The sequence below is a fragment of the Paenibacillus sp. FSL R7-0272 genome, from assembly GCF_037969905.1.
Taxonomy (GTDB): Bacteria; Bacillota; Bacilli; order Paenibacillales; family Paenibacillaceae; genus Paenibacillus; species Paenibacillus polysaccharolyticus.
Genome location: NZ_CP150221.1, coordinates 386,767 through 399,258, shown reverse-complemented (window position 1 = coordinate 399,258; position 12,492 = coordinate 386,767). Strand labels below are relative to the sequence as shown.

Here is a 12,492-nt window from a genome sequence, read left to right as displayed (position 1 = left end):
TGTCCTCCTGTTCCTATGTGAGATCGCGTCCCAATCGAATAGTGAATGTCAGTTGCTGTGCATCGTAAACTTCCATCCGTGCTTGCTTGAGCAGCCCGTTGCGTGAAGCCACTTCCTGTGGATTCAGCTGAATCACAGCTTTTGCATCTTGAATTGTCGATTCAACGTATGCTCCCAGGTACGTTGTGCGCACACTGCGCTCCGTATAGGTAATCACAGCCTGCTCCCGACCATCGCTAAACATCAGTGGAATCACAGCTCCCACCGCCTCAATCTCACCCTCAAATATATACGTCACTACCAGTTCATCTGCTCGATGCACATAACGGTTAATGATAGATCGCATCCCAGGTAAAGGCCCCGTCCAGGTAATTTCAAAATCATTCTCGGTTGTATTCAACATGGCTTTTTCGGCAGTTTCCCTCTTAGTTTGCTCAGAAGCTTTTCTCGTATCATGCTCAGCAGTGCTCTTCACAATATTTGAACCAACTGCTGACACGGTTTCTTGTAGCTCATTATCCGCCGAACTCTCACCCATCCGGGTCGCCATTTTAAATATGATTGAACCGCCACCGTGTGCCGGATCAATTCCCGCATCACGGTCATACTCACTACCTGATGGTATGCCCTCAGCCAGACTATGCCACACCCCATCCGTTGTCTTCCAAGCGGGGCAATAACTCAGAGGCTGTACAACACCTTCAGCAAATTCCGTAAATCCTGCCTGTACATGACTGGCTGCGGAGGGGCCTATTAATCCCGGCAGACCTGCCTGTTGCACTCGTACCAGCCCCGGAATCGTATACGGGTCATTCAGCGCAGTGTGCAAAACCAACTGCTGACCTGGCACAGAGGCCAGCAGGGTTTCGAACCAGCCGTCCGCCTGAAGTACTCTGCTTCCAATCTCGGAGGGGAGATAGGAATGCACAATCTCCTCATCTAAATCACGAAGACAGGCATGTGCAAGCGCGGCTGCCGTCCACAGATTGTAACAGGTGTGGTTGGTGTATACTTCGTAGCCGTGACGTTTCTCCGGCGCATATTCGTTGCGTACAATTTTCAATCGTCCATCCGGCATCAGCCAGCGCTCTACGGCTTCAAAACAACGATTTGCCGCTCGTGCAAACGCCCCGGCCATCACCGAATCCCCAGCCTGCATCGCCAGCTTGGCGTGTACCGAGCAAACATATGCCGCCGCTGCTTCATTCCATTGGTGCTGGGAGCTGCGACCACGCGGCGGTATTTCTCCCAGCGGAGACAACATCAGCAGTGAGCTGAACGCACCATGATTCAGCTTCTCTCGTAATGCATCTGCGACTGCCCCTTCATAACCTCCATCAAGCATCACTTCAAGATGATAACGGGTAGCAATATCATAGGAAAACGGACAATTCGGCCGATCCAGCGGACCGTCCTGATACAGACCGAGCGGAGTAAAACGCGGCAGATGGTATGCTTCCAGATAACGATCCATCCACGTTGTATCCTCATTCGCAAGATGTTCGCTCCATCGCAGGTATTCACCAGAGATCATAATGGCATTCCAGTTAATCATGCGATTGGCATTATTCATCTTACTCATCGTAAATACATAATCGTTCTCGGGATCAATCGTCCGAAGTGCCTCGGCCCAGATAGAGGCCTGATCAGGTCGATGAGATCTTAGCAACATGTATGCCCGCATCATCAGTACAGGAAAAAAATCCGGATGATGGTCTGGGGCACTGCCACTTACCACCGCATCAATGCTATGGGACAGAGCTGCCGATGCAGAATCCAGCAGCTCCATGTGCCCTGCATCCACCAGTACTGCAGCTGCCATAGCGTAGGCCGGGGTGGAGTAGTACCGTTCCATTCCTGAATACGGATCGATAATTGCACCGTTACTATCCTGATATTTCGTGTAAGCGCACACAATTTGTTTCACGAGTGCCAGCTTACGCTCCCTGCTCCAGCCATCTGCCGGTGCAGAGCCAGCTTCAGCTGCTAATGTGCGATACCTTTCAAGTTCATTTTTCCATGGATATGTCGCTGTGGCTGTATAACGACTCACGTGGACTCACCTCGGCTTCTCCTTAATGGGGTTCAACCATAAAATCAATCTGACATACAATCTCTAGCGGAGCACCGTTGGCGGTTTCGGCATCTTCAACTCGTTCATCCTCGCTCTTTGTCGCTGTAACTTCGTTCCCTTTCCAAACAAGTGATGTACGATAAAATGTAACAGGGACCTGATCGTGATCCACGGTATGCACAGCTTCTGTCTGCACCCGCCACAGGACAGCATCATAGTTCATGTACAGATTAGCCTGCGAAGCCTGCCACCGAAGTCTGCCTTCCTTTTCCATTGTCGGACTTACCCGGCTTATCCAACGCTCAACGACTTGTGCTTCAACATATGGCTCGTTCAACGAAGACTTCGTGGTATCCGCTTCTCTGTCCATCTTCCATTGGAATCTGTCCATAATCCGCAAGGTCGCCATATCTACATGCACACCCGGATCAGAAGGATTCCCCGTACTACAACAACTGCCGCCTCTTTCCTTAACTTCCATAGTCCCATTCATTCCAACACAATCTTGTCCGGCCTTCCAGCTCAGATGACGTGTATATCGGTGTAGTGTTGTTGCTTCGGAATATGCACGCGTCAGGTCGAACAAGGCCTGCATTTCACTTCCATCCGGCTCAAGCCTGAATTCCAGCAACTCGGCTTCAGCCTTTCTACCCGAACGTTGCTCGCAACCTCCGATCAGGGGCACGTTATGCCCGGCAGATGAGATATGAAATAACTGCTCGCGCCCTGGAGCAAAATACGCCTGAGTGTACAACCCTGCTCCAGGGTCACAAAGTATATTTTCGCCACCGCAATGGATAATCACTTGTCCCAGATCATTATGATTGTGGGGTTCATCATTATGACCCCCTTTAAACGAACATGCCACCTGAACCCACTCACGGTCTGAACACCGTCTGCTCGTCTCCCCTTGTACATTCGGCGGCATATGAAGGGCATGTTTAGCAACCATCCATTCCAGCTGTTGAAAAATAAACCCTCCATTCGCCCGCTCAGCCGCTTCTCCATGTATACGTTTATATACCACCGGATCGCTCCACATCAAGTTCCGTAGCAGATGGGCCCAACGACGACAAGGGTCGTCTGTCAGCCTGGGAATACGCAAGGGCAAATCCACTTCCATTCCGAAACGTACAGCTAACAGAGACAGGAGCCCCGAAGGTATCTCCTCATGCTCCGAGCTATCCGAATAATTGATAAATGTACCGCCCGACAGATGGATTCGTAGCGGAAATGCCGCTATCGCCGCTATTTTGGAACCTTGTAACAAGTCCAACGCTCCCTCTGTGTAGTCCAGTAACATCTCGGCATAATAGACGAAATAACCGAAGCCATACACCCAGTACCCAATCCCTTCAGCACAGCCGCCGTCCTCGCCATACCCGCTTAAGAACGCCTTCATACAATTGATTGTCTGTCTGTTGGCCTCCAGCAGAATCGCCTGATCCTCCAGCAATAACAGAGCAGCCATGCCGCAACATCCCCCACAGACAGCAGACCAGTTGTGATCGGCTATCTGCCAGTGATATGCCCTCTTTTCCCTGTATAACGGCGTAAAGATACGTCGCTCCGCCTCTTTACGTATCCGTTCAACAACCAGAGCATCGAGATGATGACGATGAAGTATCACAATCTCCGCAAGCATATGTACCGTCTCTGCCGCGAAGAGGTCGATATTGCCTGCTACCTGCTCCGCCTCTCCCGTTCCCAGATGTGCCGGAAGGCACCAGGTATATTCATCACATACCGCCCACAACATCTCTTCGAGAGCATGAACCATATGAGGGGTGCCAGCATCGAGAGCAAGCATGGCAACGGCTGCTAATCTACCGCGCCTTTCGAAGTAAACCTGCTCGTATGCTTTGCGGTCTCCCGCCCTGCCGAACTGTCGAAATAATTGAAATGTCAGAAGAGGTAGCGGTTCTCTTAATGCTTGCTCTCCATACCTTCGTAAATCGGTGAGCATCTCAGCGAATTCGTGCCGGGACAACTTTTCCCGCAGTTCATCAGTCTTAAATCCCGCTATCTCTTGACCATCATTACGCTTGTTCATGTGACGAAACACCTGCTGGATTCGCTCTTCGTCTGGCCAGTCGAGTACCTCAGATTCATCTACAGCGTGTCTTACACGCATTTCATGATGTTCGTTTCCGATTTCGTGATTAGAGCCTTGCAAAGGATTCACCACGCTTCACTAATGGAATTTAAGATAAGCTACACAATAGCAAGTGGAGATTGCTGCACCACAGACAACCACTGACGAGCAATTAGCTCATGACCTGCCGCAGTAGGATGAACGCCATCCCATAACCAGTATGAAGCATCGGCTTGCTCCAATGCCGCATTGAACGTTTGCTGTAGCGGGACCCACACCGCCCCAAAGTGCTCGGCCATTTCTCGAACCTGTTGCTGGTATTCAGCCATAAGCGTTTCCCAGCCCTCCCATTTCTCCAGTGTCGCCCCTGTCTTCAGAATGAAAGGCTCCATCAGTACAAGTCCGGTATCCGGTATAACTTCCCGTGTTTCCTCCAGCAGGTGACGATACGCCCGGGCAAAACGATCTGTATATCCTCTTGGTTCATCATTCATGAAACGCCAAGCATCGTTAACCCCAATCAGGATACTGATCAGATCGGGTTTCAGACTATATGTGTCTTCATTCCAGCGTGCGTACAGATCGGATGCCCGATTTCCGCTAATGCCTCGGTTATAGAACGTTTTTTGCTTGCTCGCCAGTTCCATGCCCAGTCTGCTTGAGATTAAATAAGCGTACCCGTGACCGAGAACATGATTCAGATCCTCATTCCGTGATCTTCCTCCGTCGGTAATGGAATCCCCTTGAAACAAAATCGTCGATGGACTTGGTTTCATCTTAGACATCGTTCCTTTCGCTCAAAATAGTTGATGAAATCCTTCTACTATATCCATGGCACAACAGACTATTTCATGTTGCTTTCTCCATCTTATCCCTTTTAGGTTCATTAGAAAATAGCGTTTTCATCACGATGCTACCTTCCTATCCCATGAGGTAACGTAATATCATCATGGATACAATACCAACCAGCACCGTACCGAGCAGACTGCGTGTCCAGATGGCTACAGCCACTGTGGGCAATGCTGCCCACAAGGCGGCATTTTCTGTAATGGGGACAAGACGATTGCCTGACATAAACAATTCCTGACCAATGAGTGAGGCCATGACAGCAACAGGCACATATTCGAGCCAGCGCATCAGCCACACCGGAATCTGTATTTTACTGAAGAGCATAAGCGGCAATACCCGGGGGATAAACGTGAGTAGTGCCGAGCCCATAATAATCCAGAATACATCCCATCTTACTTCCATCGTTCCATAAACACTCCCATCGTTGCTGCAACCACTGCCGCTATGATAATGCTCAGACTACCTAGTGAAGCCATGCTTGCTAAGATAACACACACGACCGCAATGATTGCTACATTGATATGTATTTTTTTGCTTTTGCGATGTACCAACTGAAGCACAATTAGACCGATAAACATCGCTGGCAACGCATAGTCCAGTCCAAACCGATCCGGGTTCGTGATCCAGCGTCCAAAGTACGCTCCCGCCATGTTCGCGATAAACCAGTTCAAGTACGCCGTAATATTCAGACCGTGCATCCAGCGCTCACTGAGCGTTTTTCTGCCGATTGCACGTGTCATCGCCACACCGAATGACTCATCCGTAAGCAGTGAGCCAATCCACATATTTTTAAGCGGTGTCAGATGTCTGAAATACGGAGATACGGCTGCGCTAAGCAGCAGATGACGCAGATTCACAAAAAATATAGTGAAGATGATCGCTAACGCCGATCCGTTGGAAGCCAGCATCCCTGCTGCGATGAACTGGGCAGAACCTGCATACAAAATCAGGCTCAACAATGCCGTTTCGGCAAAACTGAGACCTGCAGTCATCTCGATGACCCCCGCTGCAAAGCCAATACTTAAGTATCCAAGCAGGGTAGGTACACAATCTCGAACCCCCTGCATAAATGTTGCTTTATCCTGGATTTCCACACTTTTTTCATGTGCAGATAATCTTGGTGCACTTTCATTCAACTCTCGTACAACTCCTCTCTAATTTTAATCACTGTCAGCCGATATATATCGATACATACCATTCTGAATCAGAGATTTGGAATAATGAATGCAGAATTGGTTTGCATTAACTTAGAAATATACCATATTTTATGTCAGTTCGGGAGAGTTGACAGGGGGAGAATGTACTATGAAGAAAGTGAAGCAGCCAAAGGGGAAACGAACGTTACAGATGAGAGAGAAACTGATACTTTCATTTGCTATCGTGCTGCTGATCCCGACAATCAGTTTAGGCATCATTTCATTCCAGACAGCGGCTACCAAAGTCGAAGAAAAAATGTTTGAGAATGCCAACAGTAGCGTAAGTGTACTGAATCAGACCATTGACCAGATTATTGGGGCTACACGTAAAAATGTAGACTTCCTGGCAAGTCAGTTGGATGCTGGTAATGTGGGTCCGGTTCAAGGGGACGAAACGGATACCATTCGTACCTTACTTGATGCTTACAAAGATACACACAATGACGTGGAACTTGCCTCCGTCGGAACGGATAAAGGTGTCTACATCAACTCCCCGGTCACCGCCGTTAACAAGCCGGGATATGATCCCCGTGAACGTCCTTGGTTTAAAGCTGCTTCGGAGAACAAAGACGTGCCAACTGTAATTACACCTTACATCTCAAGCAATACAGGTAACGTGGTTGCTTCGGTCGCTCAGACGACCGGTGACGGTCATGGTGTTGTTTCGGTCAGCCTTTCCCTTGAAGCTCTTTCCCAGACGGTAAATTCCACGAAAATCGGGCAAAGAGGATATATCTATATTATCGATAATGCAAATAAAATCATCGTGCATCCAACCGAAAAACCAGGTACCGAAGGCACGATGGAACCCTATAAACAAATTTTTGACCAAAAAAATGGCGATCTGCAGTATACGTTGAACGGAAAAAGTGAGCATGCTTTCTTCGTAACCAATGAAACGACAGGCTGGACAGTTGTCGGTGTTATCGATAACGACGAAGTTACGGAAACCGTTCGTCCAATCCTGTACACTACCCTGATTGTTATTGCAATTGCTATAGTTGTCAGCTCCATCATTATTTTCTGGATTGTACAAGCCATTACGAGACCGCTCAATCGCCTTGTCAAAGCCTCCAACGAAATCAGCGATGGAAATCTGACCATTGAGGTTGCTGTGCACGGTCAGGATGAATTTGGAAAACTCAGCAACAGCTTTAACAAAATGAGTCAATCTTTACGAACCGTCATTCAGGATGTGCGTAATACAGCTGACGAGCTTACAACATCTTCTGCACAGCTTGCCATCAATTCGTCCGAGACAACCAAAGCTACGGAGCAAGTGGCCCTCATTACAGAACAGTCCGCAGCTGGCATTGAAAAGCAGGCAAACAGCCTGAAACATACCGCACAACAGATGAATGAACTTGCCGGAGGGGTTGGACAAGTAACCAACAGTACACAGCAAGTATCCGAAGCTGCAATGCAAGCAAGCGAACTCGCGCAACAAGGGAACTCGACGATCAAAACGGCTGTATCGGAGATGGGTTCCATCCAGCATTTTGTGCAAGGTATCGCAGAAACTGCGACACGGCTGGATCAGCATTCCAGCTCCATCGGTGAGATGGTATCTGTCATTACGGATATCGCAGCCCAAACCAACCTGCTTGCGCTGAATGCTTCCATTGAAGCAGCCCGTGCAGGTGAGCATGGACGCGGATTCTCCGTTGTAGCAAGTGAAGTCCGCAAACTGGCGGAGCAGTCCAGCGAATCCGGTCAGAAGATCGTGGAGATGGTCGCATCCATTCAGCAAGAAATATCCAGGGCTAATGAGAATGTTCGTCTGGGACAAAAAGATGTAGACAACGGCATCCGAGCTGTACAATTTGCCGATGATGCATTTGTGCAGATTAGCGAGGCCGTTGGGGTGGTCAATCAGCAGCTTGAAAATATCGCAGCGGCATCAGAAGAGATGTCTGCCAGCACAGCAGAAGTGGTGCAGTCTATCGACCACATTCATACCATCTCGGAAACCAATGCCGATGGCACAGAGAATATCTCCGCTGCGACGGAAGAGCAAGTGGCGTCCATGCAGGAAATCTCATCCTCTGCCGATTCCCTTGCGCATCTGGCTAATAAGCTGCAGAAGCTGGTGGAGCAATTCAAGCTGTAATGGGCAACCAACGCAAATCTTTCGCCATTTGGCGAGCATTTTAGAGCACATCAACTTAAAAAGTCCCTTTGCCGACTCTACAGCAAAGGGATTTTTTTTCATTTAGGATAGTCATACATACTCACTACTTACTTGCCACTTGCTTGCTTACTAACTTATTAAAAAGGCTAAATCACAATATTCCGCCCAGAAGTGACTGCCCTGCATCGCCTGATCTAGCTGGATAATTTTCTAACGATCCCCAGGAACGCTATTTGGATAATATCATACCGTTTTATTTTCTAACGATCTCAGGGAAGCTTATTTAGTAAAAATAAAGAGAAAATGAACGGATATCGTGTGTTTTAGTGAAATAAGGTTTCTGGTGATCGTTACATTTCCAGAAAACCAGTATCGCCAAATTAAGCTCCTCTGGGATCGTTAGAGTCACTGCCCGTTATACTATGCTTCATGCTGAGGATGAACTAGCTGTTCAAAATTAAAATGTTAAGTTCGTAGTGTTCAATACTGAAATTGAACTCTATTCACCTACTAATTCGATGGTTTTGTCTCCCCGTGGTATCCACGATCCCCGTAAGGCTCCAGCTTCTCAAACCAGCTTTCCAGACATTTGGCCAGCGCATCCTTCGGATCGGCGTAGGGATTGTCATCCTTTTTCATGACTTCTAATACCTCAATCGTAAATGCACTCTCACCGTATTCATTCCACTCTGCCTGCAAACGTCGATTCAGATGGCTTCCCATCTGCAGCATAAATTGCTGCCCATTAATGGTCTTCAGATTAGGCGTGCTGTCGATGTACACTTTGCCGTTTCGCTCATTCCGAATTTGATAAACGCCTGCTTCTGTTTTGACTTCTTTGGCTTGCTCTTGTAACTCTTTGCGTCGATTCATGCTTTTCTCTCCTTTACCTGCTTTTACTGCTGGAAATTGCTGTTCCATGGCTGGGGATGCAGATGAATTATCTGATAATATTGTTGATGATCCTTTCTTCTGTTTCCCATCCCCTCTACCGTTACCTTGTTCCTCTGCTGCACTACCCAGCCAGTACTGGCTTCCATCCTCTTTTCGCTCCAACAAGCCGTAATCCACCAGATATCTCCGAATCTCAACATAGTCAGCATGTACCTTCTCCAAGAGTGTGTTCACTTGTTTTTCGGTGTACTGACGCCGGGATTCAAAACGTTTGGCAATCTCTGTGAGTACGATAAACTTATGCTTTTGCTGCATATGGAACGTAGTCATTGGGCCGCTTGTGCCTTCGGGAAAGTAGCTGCGTAGCACTTGTTCCCGTTCCTCTTCGGATATATCAAAGGAATGCTGATGAATCGTATGACCTTGTTTCATAATCGGCGACACCCATGTTGCCGGAGCATGCAGGTCTTTATTTTTCAACAGTTCCATTAACGCCAGAAATATTTTGGCCTGCCTCTCTTTTTCCTTCAAAACGAATCGATGGTTTCGAATGGTAGACGCACTGCCGATGCCCAGAGCCTGTTGCACTTCTGCATCCTTTTTCCCTTCATAGAACTGGGCCAGCAGACCTCGCTGTACATCCGACAATCCGGTCACACTTTTATCCAGCTCCAGCAAATATTCAAATACCGAACCGTGGACCTTCTCAATATGAACACCCATGTAACGAACCGCATCATAGAGCACACCTTCGTCAGGGTAAACAATTCCCGGTTCTGTTGTAAAACCGCAACAAATACAGGAATAGGCCATTCCTTCCTCCACATATCCGCGTTTGATCTCTTCGAGAGATGCTGTCTGCAATCTTGAATCCGAGGCTTTCATCCTTCGCCGTCCTTTCTATCAATCATCTAATGTATTTTGATTTGTGAGTTATTTGGAGTTCCAAGTTAATCTGTATTGATTCATACGGGAAATTCATTTAAAAAAACTCTATTTAATTAATTTGTTTGTTTATTTATAGACATAATATAATTATATTTGTTTATTGTCAAACTAACGAGGTAGATTAGATACCTCAATCATAATCCAATCTCCTGCAAAAAAAGAAAAAAGACTGCCGGTTCATTACCCCGACAGCCTTCATACCCGCGTTCATACTCCCTCAGTTACAATTTGAATCGTTCAATCATGCTCTGCAGATCCTCTGCCATGCGAGACAAAGCCGCTGAAGATGCTGCAACCTCCTCCATTGTAGCAAGCTGCTCCTGAGCAGCCGCCGATCCATCCTCGGTTCCCGCAGCAATCCGGTTAGAGAGAACCATCGTTTCGTTTACAGCTTTGTTCACATGTCCCATTCCTTGATCGATCTGACGGGAAGCTGTAGCTGCCTCTTCGGCCTGGGACGCAACGGTTCGAACCGCATCACGAATCGTCTCGAAGGCTTCTCCGGCCTCTGCAATCATCTGCGAGCTTTTCACCATACCTTCACCTGTACGTGCAAAGGTAGACTGAACAGCATGAGTCTTCTCATGCATCTCCCGCATAAGCTCATTGATTCGCTCTGCCGAAGCACCTGAGCTGTTCGCAAGCAATTTCACTTCGTTCGCAACCACAGCGAATCCCCGGCCATGCTCGCCTGCTCTCGAAGCCTCAATGGAAGCATTCAGTGCCAGAATGTTCGTCTGCTTGGCGATGGCTGTAATCTCCGCTACAATCTCCAGAATTTCATCGTTTTTCGCTCGCAGATCTTCGATGACAGCCTCCATATCCTTGCTCTCATCATTCACCTGCTGAATATGGGACACGGCCTGCTGCATCGTGACCATACCCGCTTCCGATTTGGAGGATGCTTCAATGGCAATACGTTCTGCATCTCCGGCTCTTGCAGAAATCTCCTTCACACCAAGTGACATCTCACCGACAAGTTGCTCTGTCGCTGCAAGACTTTCATTCTGCATCGTTGTTCCTGCAGCTGCATCTTGCATCAACTCCGCTACTTGCTCCGTTGCTTTCGAGGTCTGCTCAGAGCTTGCCATCAACTCTTCCGATGATGCCGCCAGCTGACTCGATGTATCATGTACTTCGCCCAGGACATGACGCAGTGAATTCGTCATGGTATCAAAGCTTTCTCCAAGCTGACCGAACTCATCCTTGCGCCGCAGGCCTACACGAACCGTCAGGTCCCCTGCACTTACTTGAGAAGCCGCTTGGGTTAACTGTTGCAATGGACGGTGAATGCTACGGATAATAAAGATCAGCAGCACAATCCCCACCATAACCGCTACGCCGACAAGAGTGATTGCTCGGATCATAATAGGCTGCACGGACTCTGCCGCTTCGGAGGGAATCATCTCGCCGACAATTTTCCAACCCGTTGCCGTATTTGTGTAAAATACAGCCTCCATCGGTTGACCATCATATGTATACTTCACGGTTCCCTGATCTTTCGTATACATCTCGTTGATGTAACTTTGATTAGACTGAGTACCGGATTCAATCTTGTAATGGAATAAAAATTTCCCGCCATTATCCAGCATATACAGTTTCCCTGCTTTACCGATATGGATCTGATCCACTGTCTCCTTCAAATGATTCAAGCTTACATTGGCTCCAAAAACACCTTGTCCGTCTGCTAGCTTGGCCGCTGCTGTCACCACCCATTCCCCAGTCGTTGCGGACTGGAAAGTATCCGAGATGACTGGCTCAGATTGTGATAGAGCCATCTTATACCATGTGCGTTCACGAGGATCATAGATCTGGTTACCGGGATCAGGGGATTTCATCCAACTTCCATCCTTCGCTCCAGCCGTAAGCACCCCGAGTTCTTTATGGTTTTTGGACATCCGATCCATCTGAGCTTGAAGCGCAGGTGACTTGTTAATAATGTCTTCGGATGTAATACCCGATGCCATCTGTGCAGCGTTGTCCTTCTCCATATTGAGCATCTGATCAATCTGCAGACTAAGCATTTCCGTTTTGGCCTGTGCAGAACGAGTAATCTCCATTTTAACCTGATCTGCTGCCTTAAGATAAGCAAGCCACCCTACACTAAGGCTGGGTACAATCAGGAACAAAAGGAATGCGGCAATCAGCCGTTTTTTTACCGTCAACGTAAACCATGATTGAAACCTCCCCTTCACTTTATGCCCTGTTTGAGGCTTTTTTTGAAGTCTTTTTTGAAGCCCTTTTCTCATTATCTATCTATCTCCCATCATTAAGTTCAACTCTTTTTATCGGAAAGTTCGCCGCG

At 47.9% G+C, this 12,492-nt stretch carries 8 protein-coding genes; 1 reads left to right on the top strand and 7 read right to left on the bottom strand.

Annotation, left to right across the window (positions count from 1 at the left end):
* Window positions 1–13: 13 nt before the first annotated feature.
* The 5 genes from MKY23_RS01890 to MKY23_RS01870 form a co-directional block, all read right to left on the bottom strand.
* Window positions 14–2,053 (bottom strand): glycosyl hydrolase, encoded by a 2,040-nt coding sequence (locus tag MKY23_RS01890; RefSeq protein ID WP_154984983.1) that lies wholly within the window; start codon window positions 2,051–2,053, stop codon window positions 14–16.
* A 22-nt stretch (window positions 2,054–2,075) separates the two neighbouring features.
* Window positions 2,076–4,208, bottom strand: a complete 2,133-nt coding sequence (locus MKY23_RS01885; RefSeq protein WP_339834859.1) for a heparinase II/III family protein — start codon at window positions 4,206–4,208, stop codon at window positions 2,076–2,078.
* An 80-nt stretch (window positions 4,209–4,288) separates the two neighbouring features.
* Complete coding sequence (locus tag MKY23_RS01880) at window positions 4,289–4,945, bottom strand: SGNH/GDSL hydrolase family protein (protein WP_339839146.1); 657 nt, start codon at window positions 4,943–4,945, stop codon at window positions 4,289–4,291.
* 145 nt (window positions 4,946–5,090) lie between these two features.
* Complete coding sequence (locus MKY23_RS01875) at window positions 5,091–5,420, bottom strand: AzlD domain-containing protein (RefSeq protein ID WP_145334208.1); 330 nt, start codon at window positions 5,418–5,420, stop codon at window positions 5,091–5,093.
* Window positions 5,411–6,085 (bottom strand): AzlC family ABC transporter permease, encoded by a 675-nt coding sequence (locus MKY23_RS01870; RefSeq protein ID WP_090919048.1) that lies wholly within the window; start codon window positions 6,083–6,085, stop codon window positions 5,411–5,413. Before MKY23_RS01870 ends, MKY23_RS01875 begins: the two co-directional genes overlap by 10 nt.
* Window positions 6,086–6,323: 238 nt before the next feature.
* Here MKY23_RS01870 and MKY23_RS01865 point away from each other — a divergent pair, with 238 nt between their 5' ends.
* Window positions 6,324–8,324, top strand: a complete 2,001-nt coding sequence (locus MKY23_RS01865; protein ID WP_339834856.1) for a methyl-accepting chemotaxis protein — start codon at window positions 6,324–6,326, stop codon at window positions 8,322–8,324.
* A 531-nt stretch (window positions 8,325–8,855) separates the two neighbouring features.
* On the opposite strand, the gene MKY23_RS01860 is transcribed toward MKY23_RS01865, so the two are convergent.
* The gene (locus MKY23_RS01860; protein ID WP_154892052.1) at window positions 8,856–10,124 is read right to left on the bottom strand and encodes a DUF2087 domain-containing protein; all 1,269 of its coding nucleotides are present in this window, start codon (window positions 10,122–10,124) and stop codon (window positions 8,856–8,858) included.
* Window positions 10,125–10,408: 284 nt separating this feature from the next.
* Entirely contained in the window at window positions 10,409–12,352 is a 1,944-nt protein-coding gene (locus MKY23_RS01855) for a methyl-accepting chemotaxis protein (RefSeq protein WP_336121317.1), read from the bottom strand.
* Between the last annotated feature and the right edge of the window lie 140 nt (window positions 12,353–12,492).

Bases quoted from the DNA above. Each gene is read 5' to 3' on its own strand.
- MKY23_RS01885 (WP_339834859.1), bottom strand. From the start codon at position 4,208: ATGCGTGTAAGACACGCTGTAGATGAATCTGAGGTACTCGACTGGCCA.
- MKY23_RS01880 (WP_339839146.1), bottom strand. From the start codon at position 4,945: ATGAAACCAAGTCCATCGACGATTTTGTTTCAAGGGGATTCCATTACC.
- MKY23_RS01875 (WP_145334208.1), bottom strand. From the start codon at position 5,420: ATGGAAGTAAGATGGGATGTATTCTGGATTATTATGGGCTCGGCACTA.
- MKY23_RS01870 (WP_090919048.1), bottom strand. From the start codon at position 6,085: ATGCAGGGGGTTCGAGATTGTGTACCTACCCTGCTTGGATACTTAAGT.
- MKY23_RS01865 (WP_339834856.1), top strand. From the start codon at position 6,324: ATGAAGAAAGTGAAGCAGCCAAAGGGGAAACGAACGTTACAGATGAGA.
- MKY23_RS01860 (WP_154892052.1), bottom strand. From the start codon at position 10,124: ATGAAAGCCTCGGATTCAAGATTGCAGACAGCATCTCTCGAAGAGATC.